This window comes from Amycolatopsis sp. NPDC048633 (assembly GCF_040650695.1).
Classification (GTDB): domain Bacteria; phylum Actinomycetota; class Actinomycetes; order Mycobacteriales; family Pseudonocardiaceae; genus Amycolatopsis.
In genome coordinates this window covers 120,848-134,670 of record NZ_JBEZHS010000016.1, presented here as the reverse complement: position 1 = coordinate 134,670, position 13,823 = coordinate 120,848, and the positions used below count along the sequence as shown (strand labels likewise).

Here is a 13,823-nt window from a genome sequence, read left to right as displayed (position 1 = left end):
GCTCGCGCGCGTGGCAGTGGGATTGACCGCTTCGGCCGCGACGGTGGCGTTCGCCACCATCGGCACCGCGTCGGCGAGCGTCGAGGTCACCAAGCTCAGCCAGTCGGCGGCGGCGTCACAGCTGTCCGCGGCCGGGGTGACCCACTCGTCCAGCGGTGGCTGCACCACCCGCTCCAACTCGACCTGCACGTCCTACGACCAGATCAACCAGACCACGGTCACCGGCGTGATCACGCTGAAGCGGGCCAGCGGCTGCGCGGTCAACATCACCGGCGGCACCGAGGTCGGCCACGCGTCGGGCACCTACAGCCACTACAACGGCTACAAGGTGGACATCTCGCACAACAGCTGCATCGACAACTACGTCAAGAACACCTTCGCCTACATCGGGCTGCGCGGCGACGGCTACCCGCAGTGGAAGGCCGGCTCCGGCAACCTCTACTGCGACGAGGGCAACCACTGGGACATCACGTACTACACCTGCGGCTGCTGAGGTCCGGCGCCGGGGCCTGCCCGTCTCGAGGGCTGCGGGCAGGCCCCGGTCACCGGCAGCTACCGTCGGGTACCTCTCCGGGGTGGAGGTGAGGAGATGACTTCGCACAGCACCCCGGCGGGCCGGTCGCGGACCGCCGTGACCGGCGCGGCGGCCGGCCTCGTCCTGCTCGCTGGTCTCTACCTCGTGCTCGCGCCCTGGGTCGCCGGTTCGGAGGGGCGGGCGTGCTCGCGTTCAGCAACACCGTTGTCGGCGTAGTCCTCGTCGCGCTGGCGATCGCCCGGACCGCGACGCGGCGCCTGCGCCCGCTCGGCTGGGTCGTCCCGGTGCTCGGCGCGTGGGCGGCGCTTTCGCCGTGGCTGCTGCGGCACGCCGCGCAGACGCAGCCGTCGACGGCCGCGCTCGTCGGCAACGTGGTCGCCGGCGCGGTGGTCGTCGGGGCGGGCGTGGTCGTGCTCGTCCGCGCCGGCTGACCCCGCAGCCGGGGAGATGAGCCCACCGCCTCGCGGTTCGTACCGTCGGTCGCACGATCGGAACGAGCATGGGAGCGCGGATGACCCTCGCAGAATCGGCGCGGCCGGACTCGGCCGCGGCCCGCGGACCCCCGCCGCCTGGCGGCGCTCGTTCTGCTCTGCGCGGCCAACTTCATGGTGATCCTCGACGCCCAGAGCGTGATCATGGGCGTGCCGGTGATCGCGGCGGACCTCGGGCTCTCGCCGGTCGAGGCTCAGTGGATTCTTTCGGGCAACCTGCTGACGTTCGGCGGTCTGCTGCTGCTCGGCGGCCGGGCCGCCGACCTGCTCGGGCGCCGCCGCGTGTTCATGCTCGGGACCGCGTTGTTCCTGCTGGTATCGATCCTGTCCGCGCTCGCGGCGGCGGCGCCGCTGCTGCTGGCGGCCCGGGCCCTGCACGGCGTTTCGGCGGCCCTGATGGCCCCGACCGCGATGGCGATCCTCACCGACACCTTCCCGGAAGGCCGCGCGCGCAACCGTGCGCTGGCCACGTGGTCCGCGATCGCCGCGGTGGGCGCGACGACCGGCCTCCTGCTGGGCGGGGCGCTGCTCGACAAGCTGGGGTGGCAGTCGCTGTTCTACGTCAACGTCCCGGTCGCGATCGTGATGCTCGTGCTGAGCCCGGTGCTGCTGCGGGAAAGCCGGGACGCGTCGGCGTCGCGCACGTTCGACGTCGCCGGCGCGGTGCTCGGGACCGCGGCTTCCCGGTCCTCGGCCTGGGCGCGCTCTTCGTGGTGCTGGCCGGCCTGACGGTCCTGGTGGAGAAGCGCTCGGCGAACCCGCTGCTGCCCACGCGGTTGTTCCGCTCCACCAGCGTGCTGGGGGCCAACCTGCTGACGATCGTGGCGCTGGTGCCGGGCTTCGGCATGTCGGTCGTGCTTTCGCAGTACTCGCTGGGGGTGCTGGGCCACACGCCGATCCAGTTCGGGCTGAGCCAGTCGGCGATGCCGATCGCGTCGGTCGTGGGGGCGTTCGCCGCCCAGGCGGGCCTGGCCCGGCGCGGCGTCCGGCCGGTCGCGGTGACCGCGCTGCTGCTGCTCGGCGCGGGCTGTGCGCTGCTGGTCGGCATCTCGCTCGACGGCGCGTACCTCACGACGGTGTTCCCGGGCCTGGTCCTGTTCGGCCTGGGGCTGGGCGCGGGCCCGGTGGCGCTGGCGGCGGCGGCCCTCGCGGGCGCCACCCCGGCTGACGCGGGCATCGCGTCCGGCACGAGCACGGCCGCGTTCCAGATCGGCGGCGCGTTCGGGGTCGCGGTGGTGTCGACGATCATCGCCTCCAGCGCGGCCGCCACGCCCGGGCCGGCCGGCGCGCTGGCCGGGTTCCACCAGAGCCTGGTGGTCTGCGCGGTGGTCGCGGCCGCCGGAGCCGTGCTCGCGGTGGTCCTGCTGAAGAACGCGCGGGGTGGGCAGATCGCCGCCGTCCCGCGGGTGCACTGAGCCTCAGTTCCCGACGAACAGCCAGTCGCCGGAGTCGTCGCCGGGGCGGTACGGGCCGCCCGCCCGCTTGGCGACCACGCCCGGCAGGCCGTGCTGGCGGCTGGCGCCGAGGACGTCCTCGCCGCCGCCGGGGAAGTAGCGGGGGACCTGCCAGTGGCGGTCGGCGACCGGCAGGTCGTCCAGCAGCTCCCGGCGTGCGGTGTAGGGCAGGTCGAGCGTCGGCCTGCCGTCGAGGTGGAGGATGTCGGCGGCGAAGTAGAACACCGGGCAGTGGGTCTTGAGGCGCTTCGCCGCGGCGCCGTCGGCCCGGCGGCGTTCTTCGAGGCCTTCGGGGGAGGGCTTGCCGTCCTTCACCACGACGACCTCGCCGTCCAGCAGCACTTCCGTCGACCCGAGGTCTTCGCCCAACTTGTGCAGGTCCGGGTAGCGGCCGGTGACGTCGGCGCCGGATTCGTCGTGCGCGGTGACGCGGCCGCCGGAGATCTGCAGCATCGTGCGCAGGCCGCCCCACGCGAACTCGTAGGCCCACTCGCCGTCGTCCGCCGGCAGCTCGCCCGGGACCGCCCGCATCGGCTCGAGGAACTCCGGCGCGTCCTCGTGGCCCGGCTCGGCCGGGTCGAGGCGCCGCAGCATCCAGTCGCGGTCGTCGTCGGCGTTGTGCCGGTTGAGGAAGAGGTACTTGCCGCGCGCCCGCTCGCCGTGGAAGACGACCTCGACCTTGTGGTCGTTCCAGTGCAGGGTTTCGTACTTCCCGGTGTCCCACACGGTCATCCGGCCGCCGCCGTACTCGCCCGCCGGGATCTCGCCGTGGAAGGTGAGGTACTCCATGGGGTGGTCCTCGGTGTGCACCGCGAGCCGGTTCACCCCGGGCGCGAGCGGCAGGCCCCGCGGCACGGCCCACGACACGAGGACGCCGTCGCGTTCCAGCCGGAAGTCCCAGTGCAGCCGGGAGGCGTGGTGCTCCTGGATGACGAAGAGGTCGTTGCCGCCCGGTTCCGGCGGACCGTCGGGCCAGGGTTCGGGGGTGCGGTCCTTCCCGCGTTTGCCGCGGTACTCCTCGAGCCGGTCGGCCATCGGTGCCCGGTACCCCTTCCGCTGGAGAGCTTCCAGGGTACCGGGCCCCGGGGTCAGTCCGTCTCGGCCATGGCTTCGGCGAACTGCGCCGCGTACAGCCGCGAGTAGGCGCCGCCGCTGCCCAGCAGCGTCTCGTGGTCGCCGTGCTCGACGATCTGCCCGTGCTCCATCACCAGGATCACGTCCGCGTCGCGGATCGTGGAGAGCCGGTGGGCGATGACGAAGCTGGTGCGGCCCGAGCGCAGCTCGTTCATCGCCCGCTGGATGAGCACCTCGGTGCGGGTGTCGACCGAGCTGGTCGCCTCGTCGAGGATGAGGATGACCGGCTTGGCCAGGAACGCCCGCGCCACCGTGATCAGCTGCTTCTCACCCGCGCTGACCGTGCCGCCCTCGTCGTCGAGCACCGTCTCGTAGCCGTCCGGCAGGGTGCGCACGAACCGGTCGACGTACGTCGCCGTCGCCGCTTCGATGATCTCGTCGCGGGTCGGGTCGTCGGCGCCGTAGGCGATGTTCTCCGCGATCGTGCCGCCGAACAGCCACGCGTCCTGCAGCACCATGCCGGTCTGGTCGCGCAGCTCCTCGCGGTTCATCTTCGCGATGTCGACGCCGTCGAGCGTGATCCGCCCGCCGTCGAGCTCGTAGAACCGCATGAGCAGGTTGACCAGGGTCGTCTTGCCCGCGCCGGTCGGGCCGACGATCGCGACCGTCTGACCGGGTTCCACGGTCAGCGAGAGGTCGTCGATCAGCGGCTTGTCCGGCAGGTAGCGGAACGAGACGTCCTGGAACTCCACGCGCCCGCTGATCGCCGACGGCCGCTCCGGGTGCTCCGGCTCCGGCGCCTGCTCCTCGGCGTCGAGCAGCGCGAACACCCGCTCGGCCGAGGCGACGCCGGACTGCAGCAGGTTCGCCATGCTGGCGATCTGCGTCACCGGCTGGCTGAACTGGCGCGAGTACTGGATGAACGCCTGGACCTCGCCGAGCGTGAGGCTGCCCGACGCGACGCGCAGGGCACCGATCACCGCCACCAGCACGTAGCTCAGGTTGCCGATGAACATCATCGCCGGCTGGATCATCCCGGAGATGAACTGCGCCCGGAAGCTCGCCTCGTACAGCGTTTCGTTCTGCTTGTCGAAGATCGCCGCGGACTCGTCGCGGCGGCCGAACACCTTGACCAGCGAGTGCCCGGTGTACATCTCCTCGACGTGCGCGTTGAGCTTCCCGGTGGTGGCCCACTGCTTGATGAAGTTCGGCTGCGCCCGCTTGCCGATCTTCGCCGCCACGACGGCCGAGAGCGGCACCGTGAGCAGCGCGATCAGCGCCAGCAGCGGCGAGATCAGGAACATCATGATCAGCACGCCGATAACCGTCAGCAGCGACGCGACGATCTGCGACAGCGTCTGCTGCAGCGACATCGCCAGGTTGTCGATGTCGTTGGTGACCCGGGAAAGGACCTCGCCGCGCGGCTGGCGGTCGAAGTACTTCAGCGGCAGCCGGGCGAACTTCTCCTCGACGTCCTGGCGCAGCCGGTACACCGCCTGCTGCACCAGCGTCGTCGTCAGCCGGGCCTGGATCAGCCCGAAGAACGACGCGATGACGAACAGCGCCAGCACGGTCAGCAGGATCTGCCCGACCTTGTCGAAGTCGATGCCCACCCCGGGCACGAGGTCGACCCGGCTGTAGATGTCGGCGAGCGTGCCGTTGCCGCCGGCGCGCAGCCCGGCGACGACCTGCTCCTTGGTGACGCCCGGCGGCACCTGCTTGCCGAGCACCCCGGCGAGGATCGCGTCGGTGGCCTGGCCGAGGATCTTCGGCCCGATCACCGTCAGCGCGACGCTCACCGCACCGAGCACGAGCACGCCGATCAGGTACAGCCGCTGCGGGGCGAGCATCCGGAGCAACCGCTTGAGCGAAGCCTTGAAGTCGAGGGCCTTCTCCGGCGGGGCGCCGCCGGCCATCCACCGGCCGGGCCCGACGGTGGCGGCACCGGTGTTCTTCTGCCGTTCGGCGGTGGGCCGTTCCCCCGCTTCGGTGACGGCGGTCTTGGCGGAGTCTTCCGTGGTGCTCACGCCGCCTCCTGTTCGGTCAGCTGGGACAGCACGATCTCGCGATAGGTTTCGTTGCCGTCGAACAGTTCGTGGTGGGTGCCGGTGCCGACGACGCGGCCCTCGTCGAGGACGATGATGCGATCGGCGCCCCGGATGGTGCTGACGCGCTGCGCGACGATGATCACCGTCGCTTCGGCGGTCTCCGGGACCAGCGCGCGGCGCAGGGCGGCGTCGGTCGCGTAGTCCAGCGCCGAGAACGAGTCGTCGAACAGGTAGATCTCCGGTTTGTGCACCAGCATCCGCGCGATCGCGATGCGCTGCCGCTGTCCGCCCGAGACGTTCGTGCCGCCCTGGGCGATCGGCGCCTCGAGGCCTTCGGGCATCGACTCGACGAAGTCCTTGCCCTGCGCCACTTCCAGCGCGTGCCACAGCTCTTCGTCGGTGGCGTCCGGGTTGCCGTAGCGCAGGTTGCTCGCCACTGTCCCGGCGAACAGGTAGGGCTTCTGCGGCACCAGCCCGACCGCGCGGGCGAGCACCCCCGCGTCGAGGTCGCGCACGTCGACGCCGTCGACCTTCACCGTGCCCTTCGTGGCATCCATGAGCCGCGGGATCAGGTTGAGCAGCGTGGTCTTGCCGGTACCCGTCGACCCGATCACGGCGGTGGTCTCACCCGGCCGCCCGATCAGCGAGATGTCGCACAGCACCGGCTTTTCCGCGCCGGGGTAGCGGAACTCGACCCCGGAGAGCTCCAGGTGCCCGTGCACCGCGCCGGGCTTGATCGGGGACACCGGCAAGCGGACGCTCGACTCGGTGTCGAGCACCTCGCTGATCCGCTCGGCGCTGACCTCCGCGCGCGGCACCATCATGAACATGAACGTGGCCATCATGACCGACATCAGGATCTGCAGCAGGTAGGACAGGAACGCCGTCAGGGCCCCGATCTGCATGCTGCCGGAGTCGATGCGCTGCCCGCCGAACCACAGCACCGCGACGCTGGAGGCGTTCATCACCAGCATGACGATGGGGAACATCAGCGCCATCAGCCGCCCGACGCGCAGCGAGACGGTGAGCAGCCGGTCGTTCGCGACGTCGAAGCGCTCGCGTTCGTGCTTGTCCCGGACGAACGCGCGGATCACGCGGATGCCCATGATCTGCTCGCGCAGCACCTGGTTGATCCGGTCGATCCGCTCCTGCATCAGCCGGAAGGCCGGGCGCATCTTGGTGATGATCGTGCCGACCGCGATCGCCAGCACCGGCACGATCACCAGCAGCAGCGAGGAGAGCGGCACGTCGAGGTTCAGCGCCAGGATGATCCCGCCGACGCACATGATCGGCGCCGAGACCATCAGCGTCAGCGTCATCACGACCAGCATCTGGATCTGCTGGACGTCGTTGGTGGTGCGGGTGATCAGCGACGGCGTGCCGAACTGGCCGACCTCGCGGGCCGAGAAGTCCTGCACCCGGTGGAAGACGCCGGACCGGATGTCGCGGCCGACCGCCATCGCCGTGCGGGCGCCGTAGTACACCGCGCCGATCGAGCCGGCGATCTGGGCCAGCGTCACGGCGAGCATCACGGCGCCGACGCGCAGGATGTAGGGCATGTCGCCCTTGATCAGCCCGTTGTCGACGATGTCGGCGTTCAGCGTCGGCAGGTAGAGCATGGCGATCGTCTGCACGAGCTGCAGCGCCACGATCACCCACAGCGTGGTTTTGTACGGGCGCAGGTGACTGCGCAGGAGCTTGACTAGCACAACGGTTCCCCCAGTGATGTGGTGGTGGTGTTCGGTCCGGGTCGCGGTGCGGTGCCGCCGGTCAAGCTGGGCATCCCCGCCGCCAGCTCGTCCAGCAGCCGTTCCAGGGTCGGGAGGAACGGCTCGCCCTCGGTCATGAACCAGTTGACGAAGGCGACGCGGACGGCGCTTTCCACCGTGGAAGCCATCAGCCGGCACAGGAGGTGGTCCGCTCCACCCGCCCGCTTCGCGATGGTCTCGGCGAGGACGCGTTCGACCGCCGCGTGGGCGTTGAGGAACTCGCCGCGCAGCATGAGCTGGCCCATCAGCTCCCGGATACGCGCAACATACGCGCGATCCGGCTCGCCTTCACGCGAATATTGCTCGATCACCGCCTGCTTCACGGACTCCCAGAGCGGCTCGCCCTCCGGCCGGGCGAGCAGGGCTTCGCGCATCCCCTCGTGGCGGTCGACGACCATCGAGCAGACCGCCTGCTCCTTGCTGGAGAAGTAGTTGTTGAATGTGCGGGGCGAGACCCCCACCTCGGCGGCGATGTCCTCCACCCGCACGTTCTCCAGCCCGCGGTCCATCGAGAGCCGCAACGCGGCCTGCGCGAGCGCCCGGCGGGCCTCGCGCTTCTTGCGTTCCCGCAGCGTCAGCTTCGGTGGTTCGTCCGGCGGCATGAACAGAGTGTAGCGAAAAACTTGCGTGCCCCGCAAAAAAGTGCGTGGCCCGCAAAAATCAGGGCGAACCGGACATGGCCGGTTTTCGCCGTGCGAACCCGCGCTGCCTGCGGTATCGGCGTCCGTGTGCGCTCTGTTGCCACGCGCAATTTGCAAAAATGAGCCGAATGGCCTAGTCCACTGCGCTCACCAGGCGCGACGCTCCGGATCCGTGCTCACGGGGCGCGATCGCACGGGGACGGGTTGTGGACACGTCACAAGGCTTTCTGCTTCCATGTCGGTCGTCGCCGCCGGGGGTCGGCACGTCGCACCGCGTCCGAACTGAGCAAGGAAGAAGTGGGACCACATGGCCAGCCGGGCCCGGGAACTCCTGGATCGATCACGCGTCCTGCTGGACCGCTCGCGGGTCGCCGCCGCGCAGTACCTCACCGCGCCGCCGAAGCACCCCGGGTACGAGCCCTCGGCGGGGCCGGCGCTCGCGGCGCTGACGCCGCCCGTGGTGGTGGCGGAGGCGACGGCGGACGACGCCGTGCTGGCCGAGATCTGCGCCAGCGTGGCCCTGCGTGACCTCAACCTGCTCGACCAGCTCCTCGCCCGGCTCGAAGAGCTGGAGGCGGGGGAGGAGGACCACCACCGCCTCGCCGAGCTCTACCAGCTCGACCACCTCGCGACGCGGCTGCGGCGCAACGCCGAGAACCTGCGCGTCCTGGCCGGTCAGGAGACCGCCGACGACGCCGCCCGCGCGACCTCCTTGCTCGACGTCATGCGCGCGGCGATGTCCTCGATCGACCACTACGCCCGGATCACCATCGGCCGGGTCGTGAACCTCGGCGTCGTCGGCTTCGCCGCGGAGGACCTCGGCCGGGTGCTGGCGGAGCTGTTCGACAACGCCGCCAACCAGTCGTCGCCCAGCTCGCCGGTGAACGTCAGCGCCCACCTGACCGAGCAGGGCAGCGTGCTCGTCCGGATCGAGGACGAGGGCATCGGCATCCCGGCCGACCGCGTCGACGGCCTCAACGCGCGGCTGGCCGCCGGCGGCGACCTCGACGACGCCGCGGCGCGCCACATGGGTCTCGCGGTGGTCTCCCGGCTCGCCGCCCGCCACGAGGTCACCGTGCGCCTCGACCGGCGCAGCCCGCACGGCACGGTGGCCACCGTGCTGCTGCCCACCGGCATCGTGACCGAGCTTGCCGAGCACGCGTGGTCCGGCACCCGGACCGTGACGGTCGAGCCGGTCAAGGCCGCGACCGGCGAACCGGCCACCGCCGGCGAGCTCCCGCGCCGCCGCCCGGGCACCTTCCCCCGCGAAGAGCCGGTCACCGCGATCCCGCGCAAGCCCACCCCGCGCCCGCGGCCGGTCGAGCAGACCGGCGGGCTGACGGCCAACGGCCTGCCGCGCCGGGTGCCCGGCAGCATCCGCGGCGCCGCCCCCGAACCACCACCGCCACCGCCACCCCCGGCTTCGCCCGGCTCCGGGCACGACCAGCTGCTCGCCGACCTCGGCGCGTTCGCCGACGGCGAGCGGGCCGCCCTCGCCGAGAACAACCGATCCCAGCAGGACGAGACGCCCGGAGGAACCGCCTCGTGAGCGCCCCCCATCCGGCCCCGGCGGACTTCGCCTGGCTGCTCGACGACTTCGTGCGCAAGGTCCACGGCGTCAGCCACGCGCTGATCATGAGCGTGGACGGCTTCCCCCTCACCGCGTCCGACTCGGTCGCCGAAGCCGAGGCCGAGCAGCTCGCGGCGATCGCCAGCGGCCTGCTCTCGCTGGCCGGGAACAGCGCGGCGCTGTTCGGGAAGGGCGCCTGTGAGCAGATCATCATCCGGCTCACCCACGGCTACTTCCTGTTCATGGGCATCGGTTCCGGTGCCGGGCTCGCGGTGCTGACCTCGGGCGAGGCGGACATGAAGGTGGTCGCTTACGAGATGACCCAGTTCATCACCAACGCCGGCCACGCGCTCACCCCCGAGGTGCGCGCCGAACTGCGCCAGGTGCTCACCGCGCGCCGGCCTCGGGTGTGATCGGCATGCCCCACGAATCTTCCGGGGGTCCGGGTGGCGGAGCCCCCGGCCCGGGGCGAAGCCCCGGAGTGCAGCACGAGGATGTGATCCCCCTGTCCGACAAGGACACCGCCTTGCCGCGGCGCAGCCGCCGGATCCGGGCGTACGCGCTCACCGGCGGCCGCACCAGCACCCGCCACCAGCTGCTGGTGGAGACGCTGGTCTCGGTCCCGCAGTACGACCCGGCGCTGAGCGGCACGCTCATGCCCGAGTCGCGCTCGCTCTACGAACGCGCCCGGGCGCGGTGCTCGATCGCCGAGCTGTCGGTCGGGCTGGACCTGCCGCTGGGCGTGGTGCGGGTGCTGATCGGCGACCTCGCCTCGCAGGGCGCCGTGTTCGTCCACCCCACCGCGCACGCTTACCACCACGACACCAACGTCCTCGAGAGGATCCTTGATGGGCTCAAGCGGCTCCCCGCCTGAGGGCGATCTGCTGACGATCTCCGCGAAGATCGTCGTCGCCGGGGGCTTCGGTGTCGGCAAGACCACCTTCGTCGGGGCGGTGTCGGAAGTGCCGCCGATGAGCAACGAGGCGTGGATGACCGAGGCCGGCGAAGGCGTCGACGAGATCCCGCCCGGCGGCAAGTCGACCACGACCGTCGCGATGGACTTCGGCCGGATCACGCTGCGCCCGGACCTGCTGCTGTACCTGTTCGGCACGCCCGGCCAGGCGCGGTTCTGGTTCCTCTGGGACGACCTCAGCCGCGGCGCGCTCGGCGCGGTCGTGCTGGTCGACACCAGCCGGATCGAGGAGTCCTTCGCGGCGATCAACTACTTCGAGAACGACTCGGAGCTGCCGTTCGTGGTGGCGGTCAACCAGTTCGAGGGCATGCCGGTGCACGACCTCGACGAGGTGCGCGACGCGCTCGCGCTCGACCCGAGCGTCCCGCTGGTCACCTGCGACGCCCGCGACCGCGCCTCGACGATCGCCACCCTGACCGAGCTGGTCAGCCACACGCTGTCGCTGGCGGTGCTCTCCGGCCCGGCGGGCCGCGAGCTCGCCGGCAGTGCCCCGCACGCCTGAACCCCGCACGCCTGAACGAGGAGAGAAGAGCTTCATGCGCAAGGTCCTGATCGTGGGCGCCGGGCAGTCCGGGCTGCAGCTGGCCCTGGGGCTGCTGGCGAAGGACTACGACGTCACGGTGATGTCCGCGCGGACGCCGGAGGAGATCCGGACCGGGCGCGTGATGTCGACGCAGTGCATGTTCCACGACGCGCTGCAGCACGAGCGGGACCTCGGGATCGACCAGTGGGAAGCCGACACGGTGAACGTCGAAGGGCTCGGCGTGTCCGTGGCCGCGCCGGACGGCGGCCGCGCGCTCGACTGGTTCGCCGAGCTCGACGAGATCGCGCAGTCGGTCGACCAGCGGGTGAAGATGGCGGGCTGGCTCGAGCTGTTCGAGGACCGCGGCGGCAAGCTCGTCATCCACGGCGTGATGACGTCCGAACTGGACGCGCTGTCGAAGCTGTACGACCTGGTGATCATCTCGGCCGGCAAGGGGGAGCTGGTCCAGCTGTTCGACCGCATCCCCGAGCGGTCGCCGTACACGAAGCCGATGCGCGCGCTGTCGCTGGCCTACGCCCACGGTGTGCGCCCGCGGCCGGAGCACCCGGACAAAATGGCCGTGCGGTTCAACATCGTCCCCGGCGTCGGCGAGCTGTTCATGATCCCCGCGTACACGCTGACCGGGAACTGCGACATCCTCTTCTTCGAAGGCGTGCCCGGCGGGCCGCTGGACTGCTTCGACGACCGCCCGGGCCCGGCCGAGCACTTCGCGCGGATCCTCGACCTGATGAAGCGGTTCGTGCCGTGGGAGTACGAGCGCAGCCGCGACGCCGAGCTGACCGACGCGAAGGCCACCCTGGCCGGCGGCTACACGCCGGTGGTCCGCAACCCGGTCGGCACCCTGCCGGGCGGGGCGATCGTGCTGGGCATGGCCGACGTCGTCGTGGCGAACGACCCGATCACCGGGCAGGGCTCCAACAACGCGAGCCACTGCGCCGCGACCTACCTGGCCGCGATCGTCGAGCACGGCGACCGGCCGTTCGACACGGGGTGGATGGACGCCACGTTCGAGCGCTACTGGGAGTACGCCCGGCACGTCACCGAATGGACCAACGCGCTGCTCATGCCGCCGCCCCCGCACGTGTTCCAGATCCTCGGGGTGGCCGGCCAGAACCCGGCGGTGGCGCGGCGGTTCGCGAACGGGTTCACCGATCCCACGGACTTCCGGAACTGGTTCATGGACCCCGTGCTGTGGGAGAAGTACCTGGCAGAGGTCTAGCGCGCCGGGCGGCGCACTGTCGCGGAGGGACGTTTCGGGCTACGGTGGTCACGTAGCGTGAAGGCGACAGTGCGGTATATCGGAGGTGCGTGCATGCGGGCGATGTGGAAGGGCTCAGTGTCCTTCGGGCTGGTCAGCATCCCGATCCAGATGTACGCCGCCACCGAGAACAAGAACGTCTCGCTCCGGCAGGTGCACGAAGCCGACGGCGGCCGGATCCAGTACAAGCGGTTCTGCACGGTCGACGGGCAGGAAGTGCCCTACGCCGAGATCGCCAAGGGTTACGAGCTGCCCGACGGCGAGATGGTCGTGATCACCGACACCGAGATGGCCGAGCTGCCGCTGCCTTCGCAGCGCACGATCGACGTGCTGGAGTTCGTGCCGCTGGAGTCGATCGACCCGATCCAGTACGACCGGACGTACTACCTGGAGCCGCAGAAGAACGCGGTGAAGCCGTACATCGTGCTGCGGGACGCGCTGCAGAAGTCGAGCCAGGTGGCCATCGCCAAGGTCGCCGTGCGGCAGCGGGAGAGCATGGCGGTGCTGCGGGTGCACGCCGACGTCATGGTGATGACGACGATGCTGTGGCCGGACGAGGTCCGCGAGCCCGACTTCCCGTTCCTGCGCGACGACCCGCCGCAGATCCGGCCGCAGGAGGTCACCATGGCCGGGTCGCTGATCGACTCCCTCGCCGAGCCGGTGTTCGAGCCGGAGAAGTACCACGACCACTACCGCGAGGCCCTCGAGGAGATGATCGAGGCCAAGGTGGCGGGGGAGGAGACGACCAAGCCGGCGGCGGTCACCGCGAAGGCCGACGTGGTCGACCTGATGGCGGCGCTGCAGGCCAGTGTGGACGCGGCGAAGAAGTCCCGCGGGGCGAAGTCCACTTCGGAGGAGTCCGATGAGGACGAGGCCCCGGCCCCGGCGAAGAAGAAGCCGGCGGCGCGGAAGCGGGCGCCGAAGTCCGCCTGAGCCGCTCGGCCACGGCTTCCGCCACTCGGTTCGGCGGCCGGTGAAGGTCGCGAATGACTCATTCGGGACACCCGACGCCGCGAATGAGTCATTCGCGACGTCGTTCCGGCGCCCGAGCCTCGGACGGGTGGTCGCGGCGACACGCCGCCGTCCCGTTACCGGGTCCGCGTGCTTTCCGGTGGTACCAAGGGGTGCGAGCACACCGGGCACGAACGCGGAAAGGCGGGCCGGTCATGGAGTGCGCTTCTTGTGACGCCGGGATCGATCACTGCCACGGCACCCTCGTGGTGCACCCGGAAGGCGGATTCGCCGAGTGCACCGAACCGGCCTGTGAGGACGGTGACCGCGTCCGGCACGCGCTGATCGTCGACTGCCCGGCCATCGGCGGCGGGTGCGGTTGTGCCACTACGCCGAGGAAACCCCGGCTGCGCCAAGCTTCCTGAGCCTCCCGCCAGGATCGTGAAGGCCTTTCCGGCTGGCTTCGCCGCCGTCCGGGGAGGCCTTCACGGCGTCGGGGAACGATCAAGGGTGTA

General features: G+C 70.8%; 16 protein-coding genes. 12 read left to right on the top strand and 4 right to left on the bottom strand.

Going from position 1 to position 13,823, the window contains the following annotated elements; genetic code table 11:
* The first annotated feature begins 10 nt into the window (after positions 1-10).
* From AB0C38_RS26945 to AB0C38_RS26925, 5 genes are all read left to right on the top strand, one after another.
* Positions 11-493: a hypothetical protein gene (locus tag AB0C38_RS26945; RefSeq protein ID WP_360678210.1), complete on the top strand. Its 483-nt coding sequence runs from the start codon at positions 11-13 to the stop codon at positions 491-493.
* 96 nt (positions 494-589) lie between these two features.
* The gene (locus AB0C38_RS26940; protein WP_360678208.1) at positions 590-751 is read left to right on the top strand and encodes an SPW repeat protein; all 162 of its coding nucleotides are present in this window, start codon (positions 590-592) and stop codon (positions 749-751) included.
* Entirely contained in the window at positions 718-966 is a 249-nt protein-coding gene (locus AB0C38_RS26935; RefSeq protein ID WP_360678207.1) for an SPW repeat protein, read from the top strand. The genes AB0C38_RS26940 and AB0C38_RS26935 overlap by 34 nt, the downstream gene beginning before the upstream one ends.
* A 174-nt stretch (positions 967-1,140) precedes the next feature.
* Entirely contained in the window at positions 1,141-1,755 is a 615-nt protein-coding gene (locus AB0C38_RS26930; RefSeq protein WP_360678205.1) for an MFS transporter, read from the top strand.
* Positions 1,740-2,441, top strand: a complete 702-nt coding sequence (locus AB0C38_RS26925) for a hypothetical protein (protein WP_360678203.1) — start codon at positions 1,740-1,742, stop codon at positions 2,439-2,441. Before AB0C38_RS26930 ends, AB0C38_RS26925 begins: the two co-directional genes overlap by 16 nt.
* A gap of 3 nt (positions 2,442-2,444) precedes the next feature.
* Here AB0C38_RS26925 and AB0C38_RS26920 read toward each other — a convergent pair whose 3' ends face one another.
* Genes AB0C38_RS26920 through AB0C38_RS26905 form a run of 4 tightly spaced genes read right to left on the bottom strand, consistent with a single transcriptional unit; the run spans position 2,445 to position 7,973 of the window.
* A complete protein-coding gene (locus AB0C38_RS26920; protein WP_360678201.1) occupies positions 2,445-3,515 on the bottom strand; it encodes a DNA polymerase ligase N-terminal domain-containing protein in 1,071 nt (356 codons plus the stop codon).
* A gap of 53 nt (positions 3,516-3,568) precedes the next feature.
* Entirely contained in the window at positions 3,569-5,581 is a 2,013-nt protein-coding gene (locus AB0C38_RS26915; protein WP_360678199.1) for an ABC transporter ATP-binding protein, read from the bottom strand.
* On the bottom strand, positions 5,578-7,311 hold the full coding sequence (locus AB0C38_RS26910; RefSeq protein ID WP_360678197.1) for an ABC transporter ATP-binding protein: 1,734 nt from the start codon (positions 7,309-7,311) through the stop codon (positions 5,578-5,580). The genes AB0C38_RS26915 and AB0C38_RS26910 overlap by 4 nt, the downstream gene beginning before the upstream one ends.
* The gene (locus AB0C38_RS26905) at positions 7,305-7,973 is read right to left on the bottom strand and encodes a TetR/AcrR family transcriptional regulator (protein ID WP_360678195.1); all 669 of its coding nucleotides are present in this window, start codon (positions 7,971-7,973) and stop codon (positions 7,305-7,307) included. The genes AB0C38_RS26910 and AB0C38_RS26905 overlap by 7 nt, the downstream gene beginning before the upstream one ends.
* Before the next feature lie 346 nt (positions 7,974-8,319).
* On the opposite strand from AB0C38_RS26905, the gene AB0C38_RS26900 reads away from it, so the two are divergent.
* The 7 genes from AB0C38_RS26900 to AB0C38_RS26870 all read left to right on the top strand — a co-directional run bounded on the left by AB0C38_RS26900 (position 8,320) and on the right by AB0C38_RS26870 (position 13,733).
* Positions 8,320-9,561, top strand: coding sequence for an ATP-binding protein (locus AB0C38_RS26900; protein ID WP_360678193.1), 1,242 nt, complete (start codon positions 8,320-8,322; stop codon positions 9,559-9,561).
* Entirely contained in the window at positions 9,558-9,995 is a 438-nt protein-coding gene (locus tag AB0C38_RS26895) for a roadblock/LC7 domain-containing protein (RefSeq protein WP_360678191.1), read from the top strand. Before AB0C38_RS26900 ends, AB0C38_RS26895 begins: the two co-directional genes overlap by 4 nt.
* Before the next feature lie 92 nt (positions 9,996-10,087).
* Positions 10,088-10,456 (top strand): DUF742 domain-containing protein, encoded by a 369-nt coding sequence (locus AB0C38_RS26890; RefSeq protein ID WP_360678339.1) that lies wholly within the window; start codon positions 10,088-10,090, stop codon positions 10,454-10,456.
* On the top strand, positions 10,431-11,057 hold the full coding sequence (locus tag AB0C38_RS26885; RefSeq protein WP_360678189.1) for an ATP/GTP-binding protein: 627 nt from the start codon (positions 10,431-10,433) through the stop codon (positions 11,055-11,057). The genes AB0C38_RS26890 and AB0C38_RS26885 overlap by 26 nt, the downstream gene beginning before the upstream one ends.
* A gap of 34 nt (positions 11,058-11,091) precedes the next feature.
* Positions 11,092-12,318 (top strand): styrene monooxygenase/indole monooxygenase family protein, encoded by a 1,227-nt coding sequence (locus AB0C38_RS26880; RefSeq protein WP_360678187.1) that lies wholly within the window; start codon positions 11,092-11,094, stop codon positions 12,316-12,318.
* Between the two features lie 93 nt (positions 12,319-12,411).
* Complete coding sequence (locus AB0C38_RS26875) at positions 12,412-13,290, top strand: Ku protein (protein ID WP_360678185.1); 879 nt, start codon at positions 12,412-12,414, stop codon at positions 13,288-13,290.
* A gap of 233 nt (positions 13,291-13,523) precedes the next feature.
* Complete coding sequence (locus tag AB0C38_RS26870) at positions 13,524-13,733, top strand: hypothetical protein (protein ID WP_360678183.1); 210 nt, start codon at positions 13,524-13,526, stop codon at positions 13,731-13,733.
* The last annotated feature ends 90 nt before the right edge of the window (positions 13,734-13,823 follow it).